We start from the raw sequence: 25,465 nt of genomic DNA on the forward strand, positions 1-25,465 counted from the left end.
GCAACCATCTGTGTTGGCGTTGATCATGAAAACGGTCTCGGGTGATGTCGCGGGCCATGCGGCGCAGTGTTGGGGCGATGTTGGTGCGCCGGTACGGGCGAACGTGTCCCCGCAACGACTTGCCATCCACCGCGATGACCAGCGGCACTGGCACCGGCAGTTGCGGCGGTGCTGAGCCCCCGGACACGGCATCAGCGGCGGCATCAGCACGCGTCGTAACGTGGCCTCCCCAGCCCGACAAACCGATTCCGGTGCGGACTCCACCACGCACCCAGCACCCGCAGCGCCCACAGCGGCAGGTCATTGACCCAATCCCAGATCACCAACACCGACCGCGCTCCCGACGCGACCGCAACCGCCGCAATGGTCAACATCGAGGCCAACGAATACCGAGCACCCCGTCGAGCACGCCGATCGGTCACCCGCCCCAGACACACCCGCAAGTCCGCGGCGTGCTGAAGGTTGACCCGGCCCAGACGATCCAACACAGGAGTGATCGGGGAAGATACAACAGCAGGCACAGCTCTCACATGATCGTGCGACTTAGACACCCACATGATCAACCAGAGACCGCGCCTGCTCCCATGCGGGTGATCGACTTTGACGAACCCCTGCGGGTATCGGTGGGGGATGCCTACCGCTCAGGTGATGTCGGGGCGTTGAACCCGGGCGGCGGTCTCGCGGTTGGGCAGCGTCGCACCCGGCACCCTTGAGACGTCGGCCACCAGCGGGTGGCCGCGACTCGGGGCTAGCGCGGAAATCCCGATGCGCGCCACGCGCCAGGGCCGTGGGGCAGTGGCTCACGGACCAGGCCGCGGCGGTCGGACCAGGCCGAGTTCCGCGCCGACTCCTCGGAAGCCGAGTCCGAAGCTGAAGCGTCCACTGCGGACACGACAGCCACCAGTGCGGCGAGTTCCTCGTCAGAGGGGTTTCCCTTGACGATCCGGAGATGCGGGCGCTCGCTCATAGCGGGATGTTCCCGTGCTTCTTGGGCGGCAGTGTCTCCCGCTTGTCGCGCAACAAACGCAGTGCCCTCGCGACGTGGCCGCGCGTGTGGGACGGCGGGATGACCGCGTCCACATAGCCGCGTTCCGCCGCCACGTACGGGTTGCACAGTGCGTCCTCGTACTCCTGCTGCAACTGGATCCGCAACGCGTCCACGTCCTCGCCGGAGTCGACCGCGCGGGCCAGTGTCTTGCGGTGCACGATGTTCGCCGCGCCCTGGGCACCCATCACCGCGATCTGGGCCGTCGGCCACGCCAGGTTCATGTCCGCGCCAAGGTGTTTGGACCCCATGACGTCGTACGCGCCGCCGTACGCCTTTCGCGTGATCACAGTGACCTTGCCGACCGTGGCCTCGGCGTACGCGTAGATCAGCTTCGCGCCGCGGCGGATGATGCCGTTCCACTCCTGGTCGGTGCCCGGCAGGAAGCCCGGAACGTCCACAAAGGTCAGTACCGGCACGTTGAACGCGTCGCACGTCCGCACGAACCGGGCCGCCTTCTCCGACGCGTCGATGTCCAGGCAGCCCGCGAACTGTGTCGGCTGGTTCGCGACGATGCCGACCGCGCGGCCCTCGACCCGACCGAAGCCGCACAGGATGTTCGGCGCGAACATCGCCTGCACCTCGAGGAACTCGCCGTCGTCGAGCACGCGGGTGATGACCTCGTGCATGTCGTACGGCTGGTTCGGCGAGTCCGGGATCAGCGTGTCCAGCTCCAGGTCGGTCTCGGAGACGTTGGCCGCCACCGAGCCCTCCTCGGCGAAACCGTCGAACACCGGCGAGTCCGACATGTTGTTGGACGGCAGGAACGACAGCAGCTCCTTGACGTAGGTGATGGCGTCTTCCTCGTCCGCCCCCATGTAGTGCGCGTTGCCGGACTTGGTGTTGTGGGTCCGCGCGCCGCCCAGCTCCTCGAAGCCAACGTCCTCACCGGTGACGGTCTTGATCACGTCGGGGCCGGTGATGAACATGTGCGAGGTCTGGTCGACCATCACCACGAAGTCGGTCAGCGCGGGGGAGTACACGTGCCCGCCCGCGTTCGCGCCCATGATCAGCGAGATCTGCGGGACCACCCCGGACGCCCGCGTGTTGCGGACGAAGATCTCCCCGTAGAGCCCCAGCGACACCACACCCTCCTGGATGCGCGCGCCACCGCCCTCGTTGATGCCGATGATCGGCCGGCCGGTCTTGATCGCCAGGTCCATCACCTTGACGATCTTCTCGCCGTACACCTCGCCGAGCGCGCCACCGAAGACGGTCACGTCCTGGCTGAACACGCACACGGGGCGCCCGTCGATGGTGCCGTGGCCGGTCACCACGCCGTCCCCGTACGGCCGGTTCTTCTCGAGGCCGAAGTTGGTCGACCGGTGCCGCGCGAGCTCGTCCAGCTCGACGAACGACCCGGGGTCCAACAGCATGTCGATGCGCTCGCGGGCGGTCATCTTGCCCTTGGCGTGCTGCTTGGCCACCGCCCGCTCGGAGCCGGCGTGCACCGCCTCGTCGCTGCGCCGGTACAGGTCGGCGAGCTTCCCGGCGGTGGTGTGGATATCGGTCTCGCCGCTGGGCGCCTGACCTAGGGGCTCGGTCGCGCTGCTCATGTCCGGGAGCCTACTCACGGGTTACTACCGGTAGGTTCACACATGTGACCGAGAACAAGCTGGACGTGCTGGCCCTGCGCGAGCAGCTCGTCGCACCGAACGGTCCGTACCTGGCGCTGGACGTGGTGGAAACCACCGGCTCGACCAACGCCGACCTGCTCGGCGCCGCCGCCGAGGGTGCCGCGGACCGCACGGTCCTGATCGCCGAGCAGCAGACCGCCGGGCGGGGCAGGAGATCCCGCACCTGGGCGTCGCCAGCGGGCTCCGGTGTCTACCTCTCCGTTCTGGTCCGTCCCACCACCGTGCCGCCGGGCCGGCTCGGCACGCTCAGCATGGTCGCCGGCCTCGCGCTCATCCACGCCGCCCGTGAGACCGCCGGCGTCGACGCCGTCCTGAAGTGGCCGAACGACCTGCTAGTCGGCACCGACCGGGCGAAGGCGGCCGGCATCCTGTCCGAGGTCGGTCCGGGGCAGGCCACGGTCGTGGGCGTCGGTCTCAACGTCACCGCCCTGCCACCCGGCGCGGAGCCCGGTCCTGGCGGGCTCCCGGTCGGCTCGTTCACCGACGCGGGTGCCACGGTCACCGACCGGAACGAGATCGCCGCGAGCTTCCTGCGCGCGTTCGCCGAGATGGAGGCCGCGTGGCGGCTGTCGGACGGGGACATCGTGCGGTCGGGCGTGATCACCGGCTACCGCGAGGCCTGCGGCACGATCGGCCAGCGGGTTCGTGCCGAGCTCCCGGACGGCACGGCCCTGACGGGGGTCGCGGTGGACGTCGACGCCGACGGTCAGCTACTGATCAAACTGGACGACGGCACCCCCAAGGCCGTCTCCGCCGGTGACGTGGTGCATCTGAAGGCGGACTGACCGGGGGATCTTCCCGGGTCAGCCCACGCGAACGGGTGTCGCGCCGGTACGGTTACCGCGACACCGTCGGCGAGGCGTGTTGAAACCGGGAGGACGCCGTGGCTTACCCAGACGACCTGCTCAGCGACGGCGAAGCTGTCGTCTTCCACCGGCATTCGCACTGGAAGATGCTGCTCTTCCCCTACATCATCCTCATCGTCACGGTCGCGGCCGCCATCACGCTGGCGATCCTCGTCCAGGACCAGTCCTGGAGCACGATCGGCTTCATCGCGATCGGCGCGGTCGCGCTGATCCTCCTCGTGTGGCTGTTCTTCATCCCGTTCGTGCGCTGGCGCACCACGCACTTCATCGTCACGACCGACCGCGTGATGGCGCGCGAGGGCGTGATCAACCGGACCGGCATCGACATCCCGCTGGCCCGCATCAACAGCGTCCGCTTCGAGCACGGGCTGATCGACCGGATCTTCGGTTGCGGCACGCTGATCATCGAGTCGGCGTCGCAGGAGCCGCTCGAGTTCGACGACATCCCGCAGGTCGAGAAGGTGCACACGCTGCTGTACCGGGAGATCAACGACAACCCGCACGACGACTTCGTGCAGCAGACCCAGCAGCTCCCGCCGCAGGGCGACCAGCGCCGGCGGTGAGCGGAGCTTGCGAAGCGAGCCATGAGACACCACGACCGGCGCCCGCCCACTCGGAGCCTGCGAGGAGTGGGCGAGGTGCGGTTGTGACCGCTCGGGATCTCGGGCTGCCGACCCGGGTGCCGGCCCCCGGTCTGCCGGATCGCGTCACGATCTGGGAGGTCGGGGCGCGGGACGGACTGCAGAACGAGGACGCGGTCGTGCCCGTGTCGGTGAAGCTCGAGTTCCTCGACCGGCTGGCCGACGGCGGCCTCACCACGTTGGAGGCCACAAGCTTCGTGCACCCGAAGTGGGTGCCGCAGCTGGCGGACGCCGAGGAACTGCTGGCCGGGATGACGCGGCGGGAGGGCGTCCGCTATCCCGTGCTCGTGCCCAACGAGCGTGGGTTGGACCGGGCACTGGCGGCCGGTGTCGAGCACATCGCGATCTTCGCGAGCGCCACGGAGACGTTCGCCAGCAGGAACCTCAACCGCACGCTCGACTCGCAGATGGCGATGTTCGAACCGGTGGTGACGCGCGCGGTCGCCGAGGGGCTCGACGTTCGCGGCTACGTGTCGATGTGCTTCGGCGATCCGTGGGAGGGTTCCGTCGACCCGGCGTCGGTGGTGGCGGTCGGGCAGCGGCTGCTCGACATGGGCTGCTCGCAGCTCTCGCTGGGCGACACGATCGGCGTGGCGACCGCGGGTCAGGTCGCCGCCCTACTGACCGCCTTTTCGAAGGCCGGCACTGCGGTCGACGCGCTGGCCGTGCACTTCCACGACACCTACGGCCAGGCCCTCACCAACACGCTGGAGGCTCTGCGGCACGGGGTGACCACAGTGGACTCCTCCGCCGGCGGGCTCGGCGGCTGCCCCTACGCCGAGTCCGCGACGGGCAACCTCGCGACCGAGGACCTCGTGTGGCTGCTCGACGGTCTGGGCGTGGCGACTGGCGTCGACCTGGACAAGCTGGCGGACACGAGCGCGTGGATGGCGGGCCAGTTGGGCCGGCCGAGCCCGTCCCGGGTGGTTCGCGCGCTGCGGGGCTGACGTGGAGATCGTCGAGCTGACCACCGACTCCTGGCCGCACCTGGAGCGGTTGTTCAGTGCCAACAAGACAGTCGGCGGCTGCTGGTGTTGCTGGTTCCTGCGACCAGCCGCCGAGGTCGACGCCGGCTGGGGCGAGGGCAACAAGGCGTTCCTGCGGTCCCAAGTGGACACATCGGCGCACCTCGGTCTGCTCGCGGTCGAGGACGACGAACCACTTGGCTGGGTCGCGGTCGCGCCACGGCCGAACTACCCGAGGCTGGCGAACTCGAAGATCACGCGCTCGGACGCCGGCCCGGACACCTGGTCGGTGACCTGCTTCTTCGTCCACCGCACCGCCCGCCGCCGCGGCCTGGCGGCGACACTGCTCGACGCGGCGGTCGACTACGCGGGCAGACACGGCGCGGTGGCCGTCGAGGGCCATCCGGTGGACACCGAGGGCGGGCGTCGCGGCTCCGGCGACCTCTACCACGGCACGCTCGCGATGTTCCTCGCCGCCGGCTTCGACCTGATAGAACACCGCGGCACCCGCCGCGCCCTCGTCCGCAGGAAACTGCGATGAAGGCGTGCTTCATCGCACTGGTCGACGGCGCGCCGGTCCTCGTCCAGCGGGCCGAGGCGCCGTGGTTCGCGATCTCGTCCGCAGTGCTCGGCGGCGGGATCGGCGAGCGGAACTGGGTGCTCAACGCGACCGTTTCCCCCGACTACGACCGGTCCGACCCGGACCGGCACCTGGCCGAGATCGCCGCCGCGCTGGGACTGTCCGGCCCTGGCATCGGCATGCTCACCGCGGTCGACGTCCGTGAGGTCGAGCACCGCGCCGACAGCGGTGTCCGGGCCTCGGTGACCACCGGCATCGGCGCGCACCCGACGTGGGCGGCCGGCCGCACCGCCGTTCCTGAGCCAGTCGGCACGATCAACGCGATCTGCTGGCTGCCAAGGCGGCTCACCCCGGCGGCGCTGGTCAACACGGTCGCGACCGTCGCCGAGGCCAAGGCGCAGGCGTTGTTCGAGGCGGGCGTGCCCGGCACCGGCACCCCGACGGACGCGGTCGCGATCCTCTGCCCCGTGACCGGCGACGCCGAGACGTTCGGCGGCCCACGTTCACCGACAGGTGCCGCACTTGCCCGCGCGGTGCACGGCGCGATCCGCGCGAGGCTGTGAGAATCAACGGAACCGTGTGGGGTGCGTGAGCGTCCAACACGGGACCAATGCCGTCCCCAAGCGGAGGTGGCCGTGGTGGCTGACCACAGAGCGCAGGTCGAGGACCTGATTGCCGGCTACCGGCGGAGCAGGGAGCAGTTGGGGGCTGTGCAGCGCCAACTGGCGACCGTCAGCGAGACGGTGACCAGCGAGGACGGGCTCGTCACGGTGACCGTGTCCGCGTCCGGCTCGCTGTCCGATCTGGACATCGCGGACAACGCGTACCGGTCCCTGCGCCCGGACCAGCTGGCGGCGGTGATCATCAGAACGACGGCGGAGGCCACGGCAAGGGCCACCCGTGCGGCCGCCGAGGCGTTGGCCCCGGTGTTGCCGACCGACACCGATCCGGACGCGCTGTTACGTGGCACGGCCGACCTGTCGGCGGAGGAACTGATGCCTCCGATCGAGTTGGTCGAGCCGGACGAGACGTTCGAGAACACGACGTGGATGCGTTCGGGGAGCACACGCGATGCACGGTGACGGCTTCGAGGTCGACGCCGACCAGTTGGCGGCGCGCGCGGCGCAGTTCGAGCCACTGGTCGGTCGGATGGGCACCATCCACAAAGAACTGACGGACGCCCTGTCCGCCGACGGCGCCTGCTGGGGCCGCGACGCGGTGGGCCAGGCCTTCTCGTCCGTCCACTCCGGCGCCGCGGACGACACGGTGGCCCGGCTGTCCGCACTTTCCGAGCGGCTGGGTTCGGTGGGCACCCGCCTGTCCGACACCGCTGAGACATACCGCGCCGTGGACCAGGCCGGCACCGACCACCTCAAAGCCGCGGAGCAGTAAATGGGCATCGAGCTGCCACCGGAGCTTGCGGACGTGGCCGCGCAGGCTGGCGTCGCATGGCCGGAAGCCGACGAGGAGGCGATGGCCCGACAGGCCCAGGCCTGGCGCGACACGGCGACGAGCATGTCCACCCTCGCGACGGACGCCGACACCACGGCCCGCTCCGCCCTGTCCTCGGTCGCTGGCGACGCGGGATCGGCGGCGTCGACGGAGTGGAAGGCGTTCGTCGAACCGGACACCGGCCACCTGACCGCCGCCGTCCGAGACTGCAACGCGGCCGCCGACCGCCTCGAACACGCGGCGAACCAGGTCGGCACCGCGAAGGTGGAGATCGTCCGCAACCTGGTCAACCTGGCCCAGAACCAGGACGCTGCCCACGCCGCGGCACAAGCCGGCCAGCCGCTCGCACTGGCCGGTCTGGACACGGCCGTACGAGGCACCGCGGCGAACGTGGCCAACATCGAGTCACAGCTGGTCAGCGCGGTGCAGCCCACGTCCGGCGTGGACATGGCAACGGTCCAGAACCCGGTGAACGCGAGCCCGGGCCACCACCTACTGGCAGGAACAAGCACGGGCGCGGTCACCCACACGGTGACGGACATCGCCCAACCCGTCACGCAGACCACGACCGACACTGCCCGCGGCGCTGTGGGCACGGTGGGTGCGCTGCCCGGCGCTGCCACCGCGAGCGCTCCGGCGGACTTGGTGCGCCAGGGCACTGGTCTGGTGGATGGGGTCACTCACTCGGTGTCGGACACCGTTCAGAGTGCGACGGATGCGGCCCGTGGTGCGGTGGGCGGGCTGCCCGCTGGCGCTGCGAGCGCTCCGGCGGACTTGGTGCGCCAGGGCACTGGTCTGGTGGACGGGGTCATTCACTCGGTGTCGGACACCACTCAGGGTGCGACGGATGCGGCCCGCGGGGCCGCGGGTGCGCTGCCCGGCGCCGCCTCGGCCAGTGCCTCCGACCTCGTGCACCACGGCACAGCCCTCGTGGGCGATACCGCCGACCAGGTTGTGCCAGGCAGCCAACCCGGCAACCTGTTGCCAGGTTCTGGGCAGCCTGGCGGTGTGCTGCCGGTGCAGCCGGGAGATCTGCTGCCGGGGACAGGTTCTGGGCAGCCGGGCGGCGTGCTGCCGGGCCAACCCGGGGACCTGTTGCCTGGGACGGGTTCCGGTCAGCCCGGTGCGGGGAATCCTGGCGGTGTGTTGCCAGTGCAGCCCGGGGATCTGTTGCCCGGGACGGGTCCTGGGCAGCCGGGCGGACCTGGCCAGCCCGGGGATCTGTTACCGGGAACAGGCCCGGTTGGTCCCGTGCCGCCGGGTGAGCTGCCGCCGGTCGGCGTGGAAGTCGGTCCAGGTCACCCGGGCGGCATCGTGCCGGGTCTTCCCGGAGAATTCCCGCACGGCGATCCCGGCGCGATCACCGGTCCCGTACCAGCGGACCAGTTCCCCGGCGACGTCCCCACCCCGCCGACCGGCCAGACCGTGCAGGCGTTCGCCGGTGGGCTCGAACTGTCCGCTGCCGCCCAGCCCAACCTGCCCCCGGCGGCGGCAGCCGCACCACTCGCCAACCCCGCCGCCCCCGCGCCGGCGTTCGGCGGGGGACAGGCCGCCCCGTTCGCGGGCGTCCCGGCCGCACCACCCGTGGTCGGCGGCGCACCCGCACCCGGCGGCGGCCCAGCTCCGGCCGCACCAGCCGGACCTGGCGCACCGGCTGGACCACCCGCGGCCGCCCGCGCGGCGGCGTTCGCCCCGGCGCCGGCCCCGGCAGCGGCTCCGCTCCCGGCCGACCGGCCGCAGGATCCCTTGCCACGCAAGCAAATGGCCGGCCCGCCCGGTGCCCCACCCCCGCGAGGCGAACGCAACGAGGTCCTGGCCGCGTTCTGGATCCACATGTTCCCGATCGGCCACCTGCCGGTCGCCTCCTACCGGCCGGCGCGCCAGACGCCCCCGCCCCCGGAGGAGCTGGACTACGCCGCAGGCCTCCGTTTCGAGCCGGGGGACCACCCCCAGTCCGACCTGGTCGACACGACCCCCGCGCCCGACCGGCCCCTGGTCACCCCGAGCGCGGGCCTGACCGCGGACCACCCCACCGTCCAGACGCTCCTCGAGAACCACGATCCCTTGGGCGGCAACCACGAACGCGACTGGGACCGCCGCTACCTGGTGCGTCTCGGCAGCGTCACAGCGCACGGCATCAGCCCAGAAGGCCTCGAGTACAACTGGCCCACCAGCGAGCAGTACCCCGAAGGCGGCAGCGCCCCCGGCGAACCGGAAGTCCTCGCCGCGGACACCGTCATCGACCGCTTCGGCACGCCGCACGGCCGGGTCTTCGCCGAGGACGGCACGGCCTTCCCGCAGCGGTCCCTGCCGCCGCCGCACAAGGACACCGGCTACCGCCGTTACCGCGTCACCAAGCCGCTTCCCGCGTGGCGTGCGGTGTCCGCCGCGTGGTTCGGGCAGCCAGGCGGCGGCGTCCGCTACCGCACCACCTACTCCGCCGTCGAGCTCGTCGCGCTCGGGTACCTCGAGGAGATCGCATGAACGCCGAGTCCATCACCGAGTGGCTGGGTGCCGTCGGCGTGCCGGCCGAGGTCGTGTCGGTGGGCGCCGAGGCCGACAACGCGTGGTGCCTCGTCCGCGACGACAACCCCGACGAGGACGGCACCTACGCCTGGGAAGTCTTCTGGCGCGAGCAGGGCAACCGCTACGACTGGGCCCGCTTCACCAACGAGCAGGTCGCCTGCCACTACCTGTTCGGCAGGCTGACCTGGGCTCAGGTCGTGCGTGGCGCGTTGACCCCCGCCTGAAGCACCGCCAGCGCCGCGTCGTGCAGCAGCCCGTTCGACGCGAGCCCGTCGCCGTGCGCGAAACCCGGCTTGCCGTTGAGGCCCGTGAACCGTCCGCCGGCCTCGGTCACCAGCACCTGGACGGCGGCCAGGTCCCACGGGTTCGCGATCGGATCGGCGGACAGGTCGAGCGCGCCCTCGGCGACGAGCACGTGCTGCCAGAAGTCCCCGAACGCCCGGCTCTCCCAGCACGCGTCCACCAGCGCGAGGTACGCCTCCCGCGTCTGGTACTCCACCCACGCCCCAAGATCGGTCGTCGACACATAGGCGTCGGACAGTGAAGCCACCCCCGACACCCTCAACTGCCGCTCCCCGAGCCATGCCCCACCACCGGCCGACGCCCACCACCGCCGCGGCATCGCCGGCGAGCTGACCACCCCGACAACCGGCGTCCCACCGTCCACCAACGCGATCAAGGTCGCCCACACGGGGTTGCCGCGCAGGAAGTTCTTCGTGCCGTCGATGGGGTCGAGCACCCACGTCCGCCCGTCCCCGATGACGCCGCCCCGCTCCTCCCCGGCGATGTCGTCGTCGGGACGCAGCTCGGCAAGGATCTCCCGAACGGTGTCCTCGACGGCGGTGTCCGCGTCGGTCACGGGCGAGCGGTCCGGCTTGCGGTCGACGACGAGGTCGGACGCCAGGAACCGGCTCATGGTGATCTCGTCAGCGGCATCGGCGAGCCGCAACGCGACGGCGAGGTCGTCAGAGTGCATGCCGCGATGCTGTCATGGGAACGCCGGCGGGTACCCGGGGGTGTTCTGCAGCTGACGGCCGAGTTCGAGCAGGTTCACGACGTCCACGAAGTGCAGGTGCAGCCGGTTGAACGGCTCCTCCCGCCAGTCGTCGCGGTACACGCACTCGTGGTCGGGCGGCCCGACCGTCACCGTCAACGTCCAGTTCGCGTACGCCCCACTGACTTCCCAGGTCATCTCCATGCCCGAAACGGTCGCGCCACGCCATATGGTCCCGCAAATTACCGATCGGGTGACGTCGCTTTCGTGCCACTGTGGCATGACGAGAAGCTAGCGGAATGGCAAGGCGAAAAGGCGTGTCGATGCGCCAGCGGCGAGTCTCGGCAGAGCTGCGGGCATGGCGCATCAAACGTGGTTTGAGCTGCAAGGAAGTCGCGAGAGCGCTCGGCTGGTCCGAGAGCAAAGTCAGCAGAATGGAGACCGGAGAGCGCGGCCTCTACGCAGACGACGTCGCCGCTGTTCTCGGGTTCCTTCGCGTGCCGGCGGAAATCCGGCAAGAGTTGATGGAACTGGTCCGCTCCGGAAATGAGCGAAACTGGCACGAGATCGGTGGGGCGCCCATCTCAAGGCTGCTGCGCGATCTGATCCGCTACGAGACCGTGGCGACGGCCATCTACAACTTCGAGCCGCTGCTCGTACCTGGCCTGGTGCAGACCGCCGAGTATGCCCGCACTCTGATGAGGAAGGCCGCCACCAACCGAACCGATCAGGAGATCGAGAACATGGTGGCGGTGCGGATGAACCGGAAGCGAGTGCTCGACCGAGCCGATCCCGCCCGCCTGAGCTTGATCATCGAGGAAATGGCACTCCGTCGCGCGATGGATGATCCCGCGATGATGGTTGGCCAGTTGCAATACCTGCAGGCCGCCAGCGTTCGCCAGCACATCCGCATCCAGGTCTTGCCATTCGATGCGGAGGCCGCAATCGCCACGCAGGGGCCGTTGATCATCCTCGAATGCCCTGATCAGCCCACCCTCTGCTACGAGGACGGCCGGACCACAGCCACATTCCTGGAGGATGAGGAGTTCATTGGCCGGGCTAGGCTGGCATGGAAGAGGCTATCGGCCGCCGCGCGTTCCGAAGAGGACTCGCGGCACCTGATCGCCGAGGTCGCCAGCTAGCTGAGAGGAATGTGATGGAGTGGCGCAAAAGTAGCCGCAGTAATGCAAGCGACGACGGCGCCTGTGTGGAGGTGGCCTTCGTGCCCGAGGCCGTTGCCGTGCGGGACTCGAAGAACACCTCCGGGCCCAACCTCACCTTCCCCACCGTGAGCTGGGACGCTTTCCGCGCTGATCTCCGGGGGAAGCAGGCATAGTCTGAGCACCGTGAGTGTGGTGCTGCTTGCCGAGGACGACGCGGCGATCGCCGACCCCCTGTCCCGGGCCTTGAACCGCGAGGGCTACGAGGTCCAGGTGGTCGCCGACGGCCATCAGGCCTACGAGGTGGCCAACGGCGGCGGTGTCGACCTGCTGGTGCTCGACCTCGGCCTGCCCGGGATCGACGGGCTGGACGTCTGCCGTCGGCTGCGGGCCGCCGGCCGGGGCATCCCGGTGCTCATGCTGACCGCGCGTGCCGACGAGGTCGACTTCGTGGTCGGTCTCGACGCCGGGGCGGACGACTACGTTGCCAAACCGTTCCGGCTCGCCGAGCTGCTGGCGCGCATCCGGGCTCTTCTCCGCAGGCAGGCGCCCGGCACGATCGAGGTCAACGGCGTCAAGCTGGACCTGGCTGCGCGCCAGGTGATCGTGGACGGCGAGGAGGTCACGCTCGCCAACAAGGAGTTCGAGCTGCTGCGGGTCCTGATCCAGCGGGCCGGCCAGGTCGTCACGCGTGAGGAGATCCTCGACGAGGTCTGGGGCGGCCCCGAGCTGCGCACGAGCAAGACGCTGGACATGCACATGTCCTGGCTGCGTCGCAAGGTCGGGCAGGGCGGCTCCCGCATCGCGACCGTGCGCGGTGTTGGCTTCCGTTTCAACACGGACTAGCCCGTGCGCCGTCGTATCCTCCTGGCGATCGTGCTGGCCGTCACGGTCACCGCGACCGCGCTCGGGGTCCCGCTCGGCCTGTCCGCCACCGCGGTCGTCGAAAGCATCACGCGCGAGGAGCTCGGCGCCCGTGCCCGCCAGATCGCGGCCCTCCTCGACGACCAGCTTTCGAACGGTGGTGACCTCGACCTCGACATCGTCGAGCTGGCCGTGCCGCCCGGTGGCCACCTCCTGGTGACGTTGCCCGGACAGCGGGCGGAGACGGGTTCCACGCTGGAGGGGGAGACGGTCACCGAGGAGGAGCCGATCGTCCAGCACGGCAAAGTCCGCCTCTCCATCGACGCCGAGCCGATGCGGACCACACAGACACAGGTCGCGCTGCTGGTCGTGCTGGTGGTCATCGCGGCGATCGGCGGTGGCACGGCCGTCGCGACCGTCACCGCCCAGCGCCTCGGCCGCCCGCTGAAGCACGTCGCCGACCGCGCCTCCCGCCTCGGCGCTGGCGACTTCCGGCTGGACCGCACCCGCTACGACATCCCGGAGCTGGACTCCGTGGCCGAGGCGCTGGACGCGTCCGCCACCGCACTCGCCGAGCTGGTGCAACGCGAGCGTGAGCTGGCCGGCGACGTCTCCCACCAGCTCCGCAGCCGTCTGACCTCGCTGCAGCTGCGGATCGAGGAGCTGACGGTCGTCCCCGACAAGGAGGTCGCGGGCGAGGCACAGGCGGCGCTGGAGCAGGCCGAGCGCCTGGCGGAGGTGCTGGACGAGCTGATGGCCGCCGCCCGCGAAGCACGGTCGGCAGGCGCCGAGCCCGTCGACCTGGCCGTCGACCTGCCGAGCATCACGGAGGAGTGGCGTGCCCCGCTCCGAGCCGCGGGCCGATCACTGAAAGTACGAGTGGAAGCGGGCCTGTACGCGAAGGTGTCACCCGGCCGATTACGCGAGGTCATCGGCGTGCTGCTGGACAACGCACTGCGTCACGGCAGCGGCACCGTCACGCTGTCCGCCCGTGAGAGCGTGGGGACGAGCGGCAACGACACAGTGGTCATCGAGGTGACCGACATGGGCCCTGGCGTTCCGGACGAACTGGCCGAGCACGTCTTCGAACGCGGCGTCTCGGGCGGCGGCTCCACGGGCCTTGGCCTGGCACTGGCCCGCGCACTGGTCGACTCGGACGGCGGCCGTCTGGAGCTGTCCGCGAAACGCCCGGCCACGTTCACGGTGTTCCTCCCGGTCCCCCGAGCAGGCGACGTCCAGGGCGTCCGCTGGCCGGCGGAACGCTCCCCACGCTGAGCAGGTTGGTGTCGCATCGCCAGGGAGACCCGGCGCTGCGAGTGGCGTGTTTGTGCCGCCGGCGCTGTCTCGAAAGACGCTGTCGGGTCGTTGAACGTCATCAGCGCGTCTTTCGAGACATCGGCGGTGCCCCGAACGCGTCATTCGGGACCCAGCGGCCGCGCCGGGCGCTGCACTCAACGTCCCGACGGGCACCTTCAGGGCATTGGGCCGCTGCCGTTCGCTCAGGAGTGTCCCAGTTCTTCTGCTGGGTCGTCCGCCGCCTGTGCGCTGCCGCGGCGCTTACCGCCCAGGTCGTCCGGGAACACCCACCGCCGGAACGCCCAGAAGCGGAAGAACATCGCGAGGAGCATGCCGATGATCGAGCCGCTCGCGAAGTCCGCCACCTCCTGGACGAGCCGCGTCACGTGCGGCTCCTCCAGGTTGAGCCAGTACCGCGAGATGTAGAGCGGTAACGAGTTCAGCGCCACACCGATCCCGCTGAACAGGAAGAACAGTGCCGCCTCGTGGTGTCGCTCCCGGCCGCCGCGGGTTCGGAAGGACCACTCCCGGTTGAGCACGTACGACACGATCGTGGCCACGATGATCGCGATGACCTTCGCGGTGACCGGCTTCTCCTCCAGGATCGACAGCTTCAGCAGGTACCAGATGCCGTTGTCGATCACGAACGTCGTGCCGCCGACGATGGCGAACTTCAGCAGCTCGCGGTGCTTGAGCAGCAGCTTTCGCAGGGGTTCCGGCACGCGTGAAAGCACCGCGTCGACGACGGTCACCAGCGCAGTCTACGGAGCGCGACCGCTCGGGCGTGGTTACGCGGCCTCGTCGTCCTCGCCGAGTCGGACCAACCGGGCGCCGCGCCGGCCGACCCGGACGACGCGCGGACGTGCGTCGGACTGCGGGAACACCCACTTGCGGAACGCCCACCAGCGGAAAACCATCGCGAGCAGCGTGCCGAAGATGATGCCGCTGCCGAAGTCGGCCACCTCCTGAACCAGGAGGGTGACGTGTGGCACCTCGAGCATGAACACGTAGCGTGACACGAACAGTGGCGCCGAGTTCAGCACCACACCAAGCCCACTGATGAGGAAGAACAGCGCCGCCTCATGTGGCCGTTCCCGTCCACCGCGGGTGCGGAAGGACCACTCTCTGTTGAGCACGTACGACACGATCGTGGCAATGATGACCGCGATCGCCAGCGCGGTAACCGGATTGTCGTTGAGGATCGTGAACTTCAACCCGTAGTTCACGACGTTGGTGACCCCGAAACAGACAATGCCGACAGTCGCGAACTTGAGCAGCTCCTTGTGCTTGACGAGCTTGTCCCGCAACGGCTTTGGCAGCCGCGCAAGCACCCGGTAGAGCAAGGTCATGGCGGCGAAGTCTATCCACGCCGTGTGACCGTACGGTGATCAGCCGTCGCCCGAACGGCTGATCAGCCCAGCAGCCAGCCCAGCAGGTCCTCCAGCACACCCGAGTCCTCGTCCGGGTCCTTCGCCGGTGGTGTCGACGGCTGGTTCGACTGCCCGGGCGCTTCGTCCGACTTGCCGGGTCCGTCCGGTGTGGTCGGTGTGGTTGGCGTTGTCGTCGACGGTGGGGCGGCCGGTTCTGCTGGCGCTGGCGTGCTGCTGCTCGGCGGTGCCTGTGGCGTCGATGGCTTGACCGGTTCGGGGTCCTGCGGTGCGGCCGGCGGTGGCGTCGGCGGGGTCACGTCCAGCGGCCATGGGCACTTCCAGATCGTCACCTGCTGGCTGGCGGTGGCCGTGCCGAGTGTCACCGTCACGGTCGCCTGGTGGTCTTCAGTGGACTTCCACTCCGCCCGCAGCCCGGGGTCGATCCGCAGCGTGACCGTGAGCTTCTCGCCCGGCGCGAGCTCCGCCGTGGTGGCGCAGGTCGTCGTCTGCCCCTTCGAGCACTCCACGTCCTGCGACGACGAGCGCATCTTGGCCCGCTGGTCGATCTGTACGGTCACCGGTCGTGAGCTGGTCCCCGAGTTGGTGACGTTCACCTCCACGAGCGAGTGCGCGAACAACCCGAGGACGCCCATCCAGGCGTCGGCCTTCGCGGACAGCGTGACCGCGTCGCTGACCGGCGCCGGTCGCACGTTCACCTGAGCGGTGAAGCCGGCGCTGACGCTTCCGGCCGACACGGCCCCGGTGATCTGGCCGCCCTTGGCGGTCTCCGCCGCGACCAACCGGAACGTCAACGTCACCAGTTCGCCGGGAGCCAGGCCCGCGGTGCTCGAACAGGTCACGGCGCCGGACCCGCCGGGGCAGGTGACCGCGCCGGCCTTGACGCCGTTCAGCGACAGCAGTTGGGGCGCGGCGAACCGGTCGAACGGGATCGCGCTCACTCCAGCCGGCAGGTTGAGTACCGCGGTGACCGGCTCGGACGTCGTGCTGCCCGTGTTGCGGACGGTCACCGGCAGCTCGACCGGCCCTCCGCCCGCGACCAGTGTGACCGCGGTAGCGCTCGCGCCCAGCCGTGGCGGCCCGGGCTGCTCCGCCGGCGGCTCGTCCGGTTGCTGCGCGCCCGGTTGCCCGGCCGGAGCGGGCGTGGGCGGCGGCGCCGAGGGTGGCTGTTGCGGTTGTTGCGGCTGTTGTGGTGGGGTCGCGGGGACCGGAGGTTGCTGTTGTTGCGGCGGCACACCCGTGGGGGGCGGCGGCTGTTCCAGCGTCGGTGCCGGCGAGGCGACCGGGACCTCCTGCGGGTCGCCACCCGCGGAGATCGCCAGGATGATCGCGGCGGCCAGCACCACGGTCGACGCCGCGACACCGACGAACTGCCGGGGCCCGGCCGTTGCCGCACCGGCCGCCCCCGCCGCGCCGCCGGCCGCGGCCGCCGTGACATGGGCGGTGCCGGTGGCGGCTAAGTACCCGAGCGTGCCGGCGCCCAGGACCACCGGAGCGACGAACGTCCGCATGGCGCCGTTGACGTCGGCCAGCTCGGCCGCCAGCGCGCGGCACCGCTCGCACGTGTCGAGGTGCGCCTCGACCTGGGCCTTCTCGCGCTTCGACAGGCCGTCGCGGGTCCACGCGCCGAGCTTCTCGGCGGCCGCGCGGCAGCTCCGTTCCGGGGTCTCGGCCAGGTGCACCTGCAGGTATGCCTGGCGGAGGCCCTCGCGGGCGCGGTAGGCGAGTGCGGACACGCCGTTGGGTGTCAGCCCGAGGATCGGGGCGACCTCGCCCGGTGACTGGCCCTCGATCTCGGTGTGCCAGAGCACGGCCTGCCAGCGTTCCGGCAGACGGGCAAACGCTTGCGCGGCGAGGCTGCGTTCCAACCCGGCCACCGCGGTGTCGTCGAACTCCTCGCTGACGGCGTCGACCGGCACGCCCGAGACCGTGGTGACGTCGTCGGACAGCTCGAGCCGGCGGTCGCGGCGGGTCTTGTCGTACGCGGTGTGGCGCAGGGCGGTCAGCAGGTACGCGCGAAACGCCGAGTCCGGGCCGCGGCCAGCACGGAGCGTGTCCAAAACCTTGGAGAAGGCCTCGGAAACGAGGTCGTCCGCCTCCGCGGGAGAGCGGGCGAGTTGGCGGGCGAGGTTGTAGGCGGCCGCGACATGGCGCTCGTAAAGCCCCCCGTATGCGGACACCGTGCCCTTGCGCACGGATTCGATCAGCTCGGCGTCGCTTGGCCCATCAACCTCGGCCGGAACGGTGGCCACGGTCCTCCCTCGACTTGCGCGTCGACCTCGGCATTTGCTGCCCGGATCCCCATCAGACGCACTCCCGCGCCCAGTGTGACGGATGCCCTGCGGGCTGGCATTCGCGGTCACCGGAATGGCCGTACGCGATAACCCATCGACAAGAAATTCGCCGCAACGGCGTCATGGTTACAACAGGCCCGCGTTTCCTCTCCGAATGCGAATGGCCGGAGGGACAGACGACGGTGACGGTACGTGAAGCTGATCCGCGCTCACATCGTGGCGACGCGGAGGGTACTGGTCACGAGCTCCGGATGCTCCGGTCGCGATGGCGAACGGCGAGCATCGCGGCTGGGTGGCGGTTTCCCAGCGACTGGGGCGTGCCGGAGGTGGACGAGGTGTGCCTGTCCGCGGTCCGGCGAAGTGACCTGACCAGCGCGTTGTCCGGCCTGGGGCGGGCACGCGCGCAGGCGGGCGCCGGGCTGGAGGAGACGCTCGTCGACCTGGCGGCCCTGCACGCGGTGCTGACCACCGACGCGCAGGACGGCCTGATCGCGACGGACCCGGACGCCGCGCCGACCCCGCTCGTGCGGACGGCGGCGCTCGGGTGGGCCGAGGCGGCCTGTGGGGACCTACGTAGTGCGGAGGCAAAGGAGAACCTGACCAACCTGACGACGCAGGCGTACCTGCGCACGCGGCTCGGCGAGGTGTACCGGCAGGCCGCGCGGCTCGACGTGCCGGCGGCCAACACCCACGCCTTGCTGGTGGTGACGCTGGACCTGTCCGCGGTGACCGGCTGGTCCCGGATCATGGCGATGGTCCTGGTCGCGGACGCCCTGCGCGAGGTCTTCGACGGGGGCGAGAGCCTCGCGCTGCTGGGCCCGTCCGTGGCCGCGGTCCTGTCGGAACGCGACCCGGGCTTCGCCGACCGCGCACTGAGCGCCGGCTGGCTGATCACCGAACGCCTGAAGGTCGACCGCCAGCTGGCGCCGTCCAGCGACCCCGTCCTCCGCCTGGAACGCCTCCCGCCCACCCACGAGGAGGCCCGCACCCTGCTGCACTCGATCAGCAGGGCCTGAGACTCCTGTCCGAACGCGGCCCTGATTCGCGCGTCCATCCCGCACACACCGCGCGAGTCCCGCGTTCGGACAGGACAACCCTTCCGCGTGTCCAACCCCACACCCCCCGCGAGTCCAGGCCGTTGAACTCGCCGGGGCTGAACGCGCGACTCGCGGCGTTTGTGCCGGTGGTGGGGGTGTCGGTGGGGCGTGGTTTGCTCTGTGCGTGCGTGTGGACGTCCCTGCTGTTCCCGCCGCTGCGCAAAGCTGGCTTCGTGAGTCGCTGCGGCGGCTCTTCGCGCGACCGCGGTTGGTCGGCGCGCTCTTCGTCGTGCCGGCCGGGCTGCTGGTCGCCGGGATCGTCAGCTGGGTCATCGACTGGCGGCTCGGCGTCGACAGCGCCGTCTACCGGTCAGGGGCGGTCGCACTGCTCACCGGGGAACCCCTCTACGACAAGATGTTCCTCAGCGCCGAGCCGTCGTGGGCGCGGCTGCCGTTCACCTACCCGCCCACCGGCGCGCTCATGTTCGTGCCGCTCGCGCTCTTCCCGACGCAGATCTCCTGGGGTGTGCTCGGCGCGCTGTCCGTCCTCGCGCTCGCGCTGGTCGTCCGGGTCGCCATCCAGAACGTCCCGCGGCGCCCGGCATGGATGGCGCCCGCCACGACCACGATCGTCGTCACGGTCCTCGCCGGCGCGCTCGAACCCGTCTGGCGCACGCTCGTCCTCGGGCAGATCAACCTGATCCTGATGGCGCTCGTGGTCGTCGACGTGCTCGTGCTCGGCCGATCCCGCTACTTCGGCGGCGTGCTCGTCGGGGTCGCCGCCGCCGTCAAGCTGACGCCGCTGGTCTTCGTGCCGCACCTGTGGTTCACCGGGCGCCGCATGGACGCCGTGCGCGCGGTGGTCACGTTCGCGCTGCTCCAGCTGCTGATCTTCGTGATCGCCCCGCACGACGTCCGCAAGTTCCTGACCGTCACCGACCCCGAGCGCACCGGCCCCACGTTCTGGGCCGGCAACCAGGGCCTCAACGGCATGGTGCAGCGCTTGACGGACCTCTCCCCGTGGTCCAACGAGATCGCGATCGGCATCGGCGCGCTGCTCGCGGTGCCGGCGTTCATCCTGGCGCGTCGCTTCCACCAGGCCGGGCAACCGCTGCCGGCGCTGCTGGTCACCGCGTTCTTCGGGCTCCTGTTCAGCCCGGTCAGCTGGTCGCACCACTGGGTATGGGTCGTGCCGCTGCTCGTCTATCTGTTGGCCCGTCTGCCCGACCGATTACCGACGGGCTGGGCGCGCGTCCGGGCCCTGTCGGGGGTCTGGGCGGTCGTATTGGTGTTCGCGAGCTGCGTGCTGCTGATCATGCGGACGTCCGACCCGAACCGCCCACCCGGCTCGAAACCCGAGCTGGAGTGGACACCGCCGGAGGTCCTGCTCGGCAACATCTACCTCCTGGTGCCTCTGGTGGCGGGCGTCCTAGTGCTGACCAGGACACGGCGTAGGTAGGTTCGTCGCTGTGGACACTCGTACCGGCTTGCCGACAGTCGGCATGGTTGGCGGTGGGCAGCTCGCACGCATGACCCACCAGGCGGCGATCGCGCTCGGCCAGTCTCTTCACGTGCTCGCCGTCTCTCCGGATGACCCGGCGGCGCTCGTGTCGCCGAACATCACGCTCGGCTCGCACACCGACCTCGACGCGCTCACCGCGTTCGCCAAGGGCTGTGACGTGCTCACGTTCGACCACGAGCACGTGCCAGGCGAGCACCTCCAGAGGCTCGTCGACCAGGGCGTGCACGTCCGCCCCGGCCCCGACGCGCTGCTGCACGCCCAGGACAAGCTGGTGATGCGGCGCAAGCTCGCTTCGCTCGGCCTGCCCGTGCCGCCGTTCGCGCAGGTCGAGAGCGTGGCGGACGTGACCGCGTTCGCTTCGGAGCATGGCTGGCCGTGTGTGCTCAAGGCCGCGCGCGGCGGCTACGACGGCCGCGGCGTCTGGCTGCTCAACGGGCCCGACAGTGCCAGCGAGCTGGTGCCGCGCCTGCTCGAGTGGGGCACGCCGCTGCTCGTCGAGGAACGCGTCGCGATGCGCCGGGAACTGGCCGCGCTGGTCGCGCGGTCGCCGTTCGGGCAGGGCGGCGTGTGGCCGGTCGTCGAGACGGTGCAGTCCAACGGCATCTGCGTCGAGGTCCTCGCGCCCGCGCCGGACATGTCCGAAGAGGACGCCGGGGTCGCGCAGGAGCTGGCGCTGCGGATCGCGTCGGAGCTGGGCGTGGTCGGTGTGCTGGCGGTCGAGCTGTTCGACACGGAGACCGGCCTGGTGATCAACGAGCTGGCCATGCGCCCGCACAACTCGGGCCACTGGACGATCGAGGGCGCACGCACGTCACAGTTCGAGCAGCACCTGCGTGCCGTGCTCGACTACCCGCTCGGCGCGACCGACGTGATGGCACCGGCCGTCGTCATGGCGAACGTGCTCGGCGCGTCGGAGGCGCCGGCGATGAGCCCGGACGAGCGGCTGCACCACCTGCTGGCCCGGTACCGCGACGCGCACGTGCACTACTACGGCAAGCAGGAACGGCCCGGCCGCAAGATCGGCCACGTGACCATGCTCGGCGCGACGATGGCGGACGTGCGGGAGAGGGCGAAGCTCGCCGCGCACTGGCTGTCGCACGCCGAGTGGCTGGACGGATACGACATTCATGGGAGCTGACACAGTGACGCCGCTCGTCGGGGTGATCATGGGAAGTGACTCGGACTGGCCGGTCATGAAGGCCGCGACCGAGGCACTGTCCGAGTTCGAGGTGCCGTACGAGGTCAGCGTGGTGTCGGCGCATCGCACGCCGCAGCGCATGCTCGACTACGCCCGCACGGCCGCGGACCGCGGCCTGCGAGTGATCATCGCCGGCGCGGGCGGCGCGGCACACCTGCCCGGCATGGTGGCCTCGGCCACGACGTTGCCGGTGGTGGGCGTCCCGGTGCCGCTCAAGTACCTCGACGGCCTTGACTCGCTGCTGTCGATCGTGCAGATGCCGGCGGGCATCCCGGTGGCGACCGTGTCGGTCGGCGGCGCCCGCAACGCCGGCCTGCTGGCCGTGCGCATGCTGTCGGTGGCCGACGAGAAGCTCCGCGACCGGCTCGCGTCGTTCGCGGCGGATCTCGAACAGCTGGTGCTGGACAAGGACGCCAACCTGCGTGCTGGACTCAACACTCCCGACGACGCTAACGAGCGCTAACATTTGGGTGGTTGATCCGCTGTTCGGGAGGTAGTTGCGGTGTACGAGCTTGGCGAGGAGCACGAGGCGCTGCGGGAGGCCGTCCGCGGGCTCGCGGAGAAGGAGATCGCGCCGTACGCCGCGGAGGTAGACGAGCACGAGCGCTACCCGGTCGAGGCCGAGGAGGCACTGGCGAAGGCCGGCTTCAACGCGGTGCACATCCCCGAGGAGTACGACGGCCAGGGCGCGGACGCGATCGCCGCGTGCATCGTCATCGAGGAGGTGGCCCGCGTCGACGCGTCGGCGTCGCTGATCCCGGCGGTCAACAAGCTGGGCACGCAGCCGATCATCCTGTCGGGCTCCGCGGAGGTGAAGCAGCTGGTGCTGCCGAGCATCGCGTCCGGCGAGGCGTCGGCGTCGTACGCGCTGTCGGAACGCGAGGCGGGCTCGGACACGGCGTCGATGCGCTGTCGGGCCGCGCTCGAGGGCGACACGTGGGTGCTGAACGGCACGAAGTGCTGGATCACCAACGCGGGCGAGTCGACGTGGTACACGGTGATGGCGGTGACCGATCCGAACGCGGCGAAGAAGGCCAACGGCATCTCGGCGTTCGTGGTCCACAAGGACGACCCGGGTTTCTCGGTGGGCCCGAAGGAGCGCAAGCTCGGCATCAAGGGCAGCCCGACCCGCGAGATCTACTTCGAGAACTGCGAGATCCCGGCCGACCGTATCATCGGTGAGCCGGGCACGGGCCTGAAGACCGCACTGCGCACACTGGACCACACCCGCCCCACGATCGGCGCGCAGGCACTGGGTATCGCGCAGGGCGCGTTGGACGCGACGCTGGCGTACGTCAAGGACCGCAAGCAGTTCGGGCAGCGCGTCGCCGACTTCCAGGGCGTGCAGTTCATGCTGGCGGACATGGGCATGAAGATCGAGGCCGCCCGCCACCTGGTGTACGCCTCGGCGGCGGCCACCGAACGCGGCGACAAGCGCGCGAGCTTCATGGCCTCCGCGGCGAAGACCTACGCGTCCGACATCGCAATGGAGGTCACCACGGACGCCGTCCAACTGTTCGGCGGCGCGGGGTACACAAAGGACTTCCCGGTGGAACGCATGATGCGCGACGCCAAGATCACCCAGATCTACGAGGGCACGAACCAGATCCAGCGCATGGTCATGGCCCGCGCCCTGCTGAAGGGCTAGCTCGACGATCTTGTCCTGGGGACGGCCGTGCATCGATTTCATGATCAGGTCGTCCCCAGGCCATTACTGTCATCACGTCGTCCGGCCGTCGATTCGAGCAAGGCTCTTACCCCGCGACCGCCGTATGGGCGGAGGGGCCAGTCGGTGGAGATCATCAGGCTGGCTTTCAGCGGACCCTCCCGCGGAATGGAAGCCAGCGGGGCGGAGCGTTTCGGAAAGTTGGAATTTGGTATTCCTTGAGACGGCTGTGCCAGCGGATTCGTCTTGCTCTACGTCCTTTGCTGGGGCGCAGTTCCCAGCGCCTTCCGGCGTTGTCGTGAACTAGCAACCATTGGATGTGGCCTTGTGCGCCGTCCGGGAATGTAAGTTGCTTTGCGTCTTTGGGGCCATGATTTGAGACGTCTATTTCCGCATTGATTTCGCGAGTATCGCCGGGGGGTACGACGATGTCATAGACGAAAAAACTGCTCGTAGTCGTACCCGGTGTTGGGGTCCAAATGTCTGGTTTCTGACCAGAGGGAATCTGCTGCCAGTCGGGGACCAGCCACACGGTCTTGACCTCGCAGGCTAGCTGCGTCAGGTTTATGGGAAGTTGCGACGAGTTTCTAACGAATACCTGGACCTTGATCATGAACTCTTTTGAAGAGTCGTCGGGCGTGCGAAATTCGTACGAGGGAACCGTCCATGCGCCGATTAGATCCACTTGTGACCGTTCATTGCTGCCTCGGTCACGCATGAATACGATGATTGCAAGCGGGAGGGCAAAAGAGCTTATCCAAGCTGGAACTGTCCCAAAGTCTATGCTCATGGTATCGACGCTAGCATCGTCCAAAAGTCGATGAATCGAGAAGGTGTGCCTATTGCAACGCTGCTCAAGCAACCGTTCGATTAGTCGTCAACTTGCCGTTTTTGTGCTCGCCGAACACAGTGTCGATCGCCAGCCTTGCCCGCTGGTGGCTGGACGAACGAGGTGTGTATAGACGCGCAGCGTGAACCCGGGATCCGCATGCCCCAAGTGGGTGCCAGCTTTCATGGCCCGCGCCCTGCTGAAGGGCTAGCCCGCGACGGTTTGAGACTTCGCCGCGCAGGCCCCAGGCCAGCGCTGTCGAAGTCCCAACGGTTTTTCAGCGACACGATCAAGACGCATGAGTGTTGTGCTGAGCAAGCAGGATCTTCGTGAGGTCACCGCGTTTGCCGCGGGGTGCGCGGAGGTGGTGCTGGCGATATTCGAGGCCGACCAGCCGGACGACTCGCGGCCGCGGGACGCGGTTGGTGCCGCGTGGGAGTTCGCTCGAGGTGGGGAGCGTGGGAAGGTCCTGCGCGACACGGCCTGGGCGGCGCTCAGGGCAGCCAAGGCCGCGGAAACCGCCGCGGCGTGCGAGGCGGCGATGGCCGCGGCGAGCGCCGCCTACTGCATCCGCTGGCCAAGGCCACCCAGGTCAAACACATTCTCGGTGCGGGTGCCTGAGCGCCCGAGCGGCAGAACTCGTCGCCGGTGACGATCGGACAGTCGGTGCGAGCATGTCGGGATGGCACTGCGTCGTGCGACACCAGCCGTCGTCGACGTGCTCGAACGCCATCCGGCGGCCCCGGCAGGCGGCGGACGGGTAGGGGAGCTGATCCGCATGCTGGACGCTGACCTACGTCACTGAGTCCGAGCCACGGGCGCACGGTGATGGCGAGGTCCGGCTGAAGGGCTGACCCGCCGCGATGGCGATGCGGTGCCTGAGGTTCGCACTTTCCGTGCGTGCACCGCGAAGCTCATCAACGTGGGCGATCGACCGGGTGGCCGTCGCGGCGGTGGAGTTGTTTCAGGACGTCCCTGTTTCGGGTCTCCACGGCCTCGATCAGGTCAACGCCCCACACGCACAGTGTGGTCTCCCAGGGGTGCCCGAACGTGCCGAAGCTCAGGTCCGGGCTGACGAAGCTGTAGTAGTCGCCGTCTGGGAAGGCGCCTGTCGGCCAGACTTCCCTGCGCACGTAGGGGTCGAACCTGTGCGGCCAGCACCGGTACGTGGGATGCTGCCAGTCCAGGACATACACCCAGCCGTCCTCGGGCAGGCAGTCCCGGAGTGCTCCGATGACCAGCCTGTTGACGTCGTCCTCGTTGGCCGCGAAGCGCTCCACTCCTGCCTGTACACGCTCCTCGAGGTCGTGTCTGCTGATCGCCAGGTCCCACGTCAGTGACGGGACAGGCTCGACGATCGCCGGCCTCCCTTTGGCTCTCGTGCTGGGGCGGAACAGAAAGCGCTCGTCGAAGGCGCGCCAGATCTGGTCGCTTTCGTCCTTGTCGAGGCGCTGCCAGCCTGGCACCAGTTCGAACGTCATGTCGAGATCTTCTCCAACCCGGGC

30 protein-coding genes are annotated in these 25,465 nt (G+C 69.5%); 20 read left to right on the forward strand and 10 right to left on the reverse strand.

Annotated features, from left to right (window positions below; all coding sequences use genetic code 11):
- Positions 1–203 precede the first annotated feature (203 nt).
- The 3 genes from VF106_RS50840 to VF106_RS05720 all read right to left on the reverse strand — a co-directional run bounded on the left by VF106_RS50840 (position 204) and on the right by VF106_RS05720 (position 2,601).
- Entirely contained in the window at positions 204–557 is a 354-nt protein-coding gene (locus tag VF106_RS50840; protein ID WP_414638875.1) for a transposase family protein, read from the reverse strand.
- A gap of 191 nt (positions 558–748) precedes the next feature.
- Positions 749–967, reverse strand: a complete 219-nt coding sequence (locus VF106_RS05715) for an acyl-CoA carboxylase subunit epsilon (protein WP_330838499.1) — start codon at positions 965–967, stop codon at positions 749–751.
- Positions 964–2,601, reverse strand: coding sequence for an acyl-CoA carboxylase subunit beta (locus VF106_RS05720; protein ID WP_330838500.1), 1,638 nt, complete (start codon positions 2,599–2,601; stop codon positions 964–966). Before VF106_RS05720 ends, VF106_RS05715 begins: the two co-directional genes overlap by 4 nt.
- 44 nt (positions 2,602–2,645) lie before the next feature.
- Between VF106_RS05720 and VF106_RS05725 the strand changes: the two genes are divergently transcribed.
- The 9 genes from VF106_RS05725 to VF106_RS05765 all read left to right on the forward strand — a co-directional run bounded on the left by VF106_RS05725 (position 2,646) and on the right by VF106_RS05765 (position 9,936).
- Positions 2,646–3,467: a biotin--[acetyl-CoA-carboxylase] ligase gene (locus VF106_RS05725; protein ID WP_330838501.1), complete on the forward strand. Its 822-nt coding sequence runs from the start codon at positions 2,646–2,648 to the stop codon at positions 3,465–3,467.
- A 98-nt stretch (positions 3,468–3,565) separates the two neighbouring features.
- Positions 3,566–4,111 (forward strand): PH domain-containing protein, encoded by a 546-nt coding sequence (locus tag VF106_RS05730; protein WP_330838502.1) that lies wholly within the window; start codon positions 3,566–3,568, stop codon positions 4,109–4,111.
- 83 nt (positions 4,112–4,194) lie between these two features.
- Positions 4,195–5,136 (forward strand): hydroxymethylglutaryl-CoA lyase, encoded by a 942-nt coding sequence (locus tag VF106_RS05735; RefSeq protein WP_330838503.1) that lies wholly within the window; start codon positions 4,195–4,197, stop codon positions 5,134–5,136.
- Position 5,137: 1 nt separating this feature from the next.
- Positions 5,138–5,695: a GNAT family N-acetyltransferase gene (locus tag VF106_RS05740; protein WP_330838504.1), complete on the forward strand. Its 558-nt coding sequence runs from the start codon at positions 5,138–5,140 to the stop codon at positions 5,693–5,695.
- Complete coding sequence (locus VF106_RS05745) at positions 5,692–6,297, forward strand: adenosylcobinamide amidohydrolase (protein WP_330838505.1); 606 nt, start codon at positions 5,692–5,694, stop codon at positions 6,295–6,297. The genes VF106_RS05740 and VF106_RS05745 overlap by 4 nt, the downstream gene beginning before the upstream one ends.
- Positions 6,298–6,372: 75 nt before the next feature.
- Entirely contained in the window at positions 6,373–6,816 is a 444-nt protein-coding gene (locus VF106_RS05750; protein WP_330838506.1) for a YbaB/EbfC family nucleoid-associated protein, read from the forward strand.
- On the forward strand, positions 6,806–7,126 hold the full coding sequence (locus VF106_RS05755) for a WXG100 family type VII secretion target (protein WP_330838507.1): 321 nt from the start codon (positions 6,806–6,808) through the stop codon (positions 7,124–7,126). Before VF106_RS05750 ends, VF106_RS05755 begins: the two co-directional genes overlap by 11 nt.
- Positions 7,127–9,670 carry a TNT domain-containing protein gene (locus tag VF106_RS05760; RefSeq protein ID WP_330838508.1) on the forward strand — a complete coding sequence of 848 codons (2,544 nt, stop codon included), beginning with the start codon at positions 7,127–7,129 and terminating at the stop codon, positions 9,668–9,670.
- The gene (locus tag VF106_RS05765; RefSeq protein WP_330838509.1) at positions 9,667–9,936 is read left to right on the forward strand and encodes a hypothetical protein; all 270 of its coding nucleotides are present in this window, start codon (positions 9,667–9,669) and stop codon (positions 9,934–9,936) included. Before VF106_RS05760 ends, VF106_RS05765 begins: the two co-directional genes overlap by 4 nt.
- Here VF106_RS05765 and hisN read toward each other — a convergent pair.
- Entirely contained in the window at positions 9,903–10,688 is a 786-nt protein-coding gene (gene hisN / locus VF106_RS05770; protein WP_330838510.1) for a histidinol-phosphatase, read from the reverse strand. The two genes, VF106_RS05765 and hisN, sit on opposite strands and share 34 nt — an antisense overlap.
- Positions 10,689–10,700: 12 nt before the next feature.
- A complete protein-coding gene (locus VF106_RS05775) occupies positions 10,701–10,910 on the reverse strand; it encodes a hypothetical protein (RefSeq protein WP_330838511.1) in 210 nt (69 codons plus the stop codon).
- 119 nt (positions 10,911–11,029) lie between these two features.
- Between VF106_RS05775 and VF106_RS05780 the strand changes: the two genes are divergently transcribed.
- Genes VF106_RS05780 through VF106_RS05795 form a run of 4 tightly spaced genes read left to right on the forward strand, consistent with a single transcriptional unit; the run spans position 11,030 to position 14,005 of the window.
- On the forward strand, positions 11,030–11,848 hold the full coding sequence (locus VF106_RS05780) for a helix-turn-helix domain-containing protein (RefSeq protein WP_330838563.1): 819 nt from the start codon (positions 11,030–11,032) through the stop codon (positions 11,846–11,848).
- Positions 11,849–11,862: 14 nt separating this feature from the next.
- A complete protein-coding gene (locus VF106_RS05785) occupies positions 11,863–12,042 on the forward strand; it encodes a DUF397 domain-containing protein (RefSeq protein ID WP_330838512.1) in 180 nt (59 codons plus the stop codon).
- Between the two features lie 10 nt (positions 12,043–12,052).
- Complete coding sequence (locus VF106_RS05790) at positions 12,053–12,712, forward strand: response regulator transcription factor (protein WP_330838513.1); 660 nt, start codon at positions 12,053–12,055, stop codon at positions 12,710–12,712.
- Positions 12,713–12,715: 3 nt separating this feature from the next.
- Positions 12,716–14,005, forward strand: coding sequence for an ATP-binding protein (locus VF106_RS05795; protein ID WP_330838514.1), 1,290 nt, complete (start codon positions 12,716–12,718; stop codon positions 14,003–14,005).
- A gap of 224 nt (positions 14,006–14,229) precedes the next feature.
- Here VF106_RS05795 and VF106_RS05800 read toward each other — a convergent pair whose 3' ends face one another.
- The 3 genes from VF106_RS05800 to VF106_RS05810 form a co-directional block, all read right to left on the reverse strand.
- Entirely contained in the window at positions 14,230–14,778 is a 549-nt protein-coding gene (locus VF106_RS05800) for a GtrA family protein (RefSeq protein WP_330838515.1), read from the reverse strand.
- A 36-nt stretch (positions 14,779–14,814) separates the two neighbouring features.
- A complete protein-coding gene (locus VF106_RS05805) occupies positions 14,815–15,375 on the reverse strand; it encodes a GtrA family protein (RefSeq protein ID WP_330838516.1) in 561 nt (186 codons plus the stop codon).
- A gap of 62 nt (positions 15,376–15,437) precedes the next feature.
- Positions 15,438–17,666, reverse strand: a complete 2,229-nt coding sequence (locus VF106_RS05810) for a sigma-70 family RNA polymerase sigma factor (RefSeq protein ID WP_330838517.1) — start codon at positions 17,664–17,666, stop codon at positions 15,438–15,440.
- A gap of 293 nt (positions 17,667–17,959) precedes the next feature.
- On the opposite strand from VF106_RS05810, the gene VF106_RS05815 reads away from it, so the two are divergent.
- The 5 genes from VF106_RS05815 to VF106_RS05835 all read left to right on the forward strand — a co-directional run bounded on the left by VF106_RS05815 (position 17,960) and on the right by VF106_RS05835 (position 23,113).
- Positions 17,960–18,724, forward strand: coding sequence for a GGDEF domain-containing protein (locus VF106_RS05815; RefSeq protein ID WP_330838518.1), 765 nt, complete (start codon positions 17,960–17,962; stop codon positions 18,722–18,724).
- 211 nt (positions 18,725–18,935) lie between these two features.
- A complete protein-coding gene (locus tag VF106_RS05820) occupies positions 18,936–20,204 on the forward strand; it encodes a glycosyltransferase 87 family protein (RefSeq protein ID WP_414638876.1) in 1,269 nt (422 codons plus the stop codon).
- A gap of 10 nt (positions 20,205–20,214) precedes the next feature.
- The gene (locus VF106_RS05825) at positions 20,215–21,405 is read left to right on the forward strand and encodes a 5-(carboxyamino)imidazole ribonucleotide synthase (protein ID WP_330838520.1); all 1,191 of its coding nucleotides are present in this window, start codon (positions 20,215–20,217) and stop codon (positions 21,403–21,405) included.
- Positions 21,395–21,928 (forward strand): 5-(carboxyamino)imidazole ribonucleotide mutase, encoded by a 534-nt coding sequence (purE, locus tag VF106_RS05830; RefSeq protein ID WP_330838521.1) that lies wholly within the window; start codon positions 21,395–21,397, stop codon positions 21,926–21,928. Before VF106_RS05825 ends, purE begins: the two co-directional genes overlap by 11 nt.
- A 39-nt stretch (positions 21,929–21,967) precedes the next feature.
- Entirely contained in the window at positions 21,968–23,113 is a 1,146-nt protein-coding gene (locus tag VF106_RS05835; RefSeq protein WP_330838522.1) for an acyl-CoA dehydrogenase family protein, read from the forward strand.
- A 166-nt stretch (positions 23,114–23,279) separates the two neighbouring features.
- Here the strand turns inward: VF106_RS05835 and VF106_RS05840 are convergent, their stop codons facing one another.
- Positions 23,280–23,921 carry a hypothetical protein gene (locus VF106_RS05840; RefSeq protein ID WP_330838523.1) on the reverse strand — a complete coding sequence of 214 codons (642 nt, stop codon included), beginning with the start codon at positions 23,919–23,921 and terminating at the stop codon, positions 23,280–23,282.
- Positions 23,922–24,258: 337 nt separating this feature from the next.
- Between VF106_RS05840 and VF106_RS05845 the strand changes: the two genes are divergently transcribed.
- Entirely contained in the window at positions 24,259–24,612 is a 354-nt protein-coding gene (locus tag VF106_RS05845) for a putative immunity protein (RefSeq protein ID WP_330838524.1), read from the forward strand.
- A gap of 30 nt (positions 24,613–24,642) precedes the next feature.
- Positions 24,643–24,765, forward strand: coding sequence for a hypothetical protein (locus VF106_RS05850; protein ID WP_330838525.1), 123 nt, complete (start codon positions 24,643–24,645; stop codon positions 24,763–24,765).
- A gap of 112 nt (positions 24,766–24,877) precedes the next feature.
- Here VF106_RS05850 and VF106_RS05855 read toward each other — a convergent pair whose 3' ends face one another.
- Complete coding sequence (locus tag VF106_RS05855) at positions 24,878–25,441, reverse strand: DUF2716 domain-containing protein (RefSeq protein ID WP_330838526.1); 564 nt, start codon at positions 25,439–25,441, stop codon at positions 24,878–24,880.
- Between the last annotated feature and the right edge of the window lie 24 nt (positions 25,442–25,465).

Source organism: Actinophytocola sp., assembly GCF_036378875.1.
Lineage (GTDB): Bacteria > Actinomycetota > Actinomycetes > Mycobacteriales > Pseudonocardiaceae > Actinophytocola.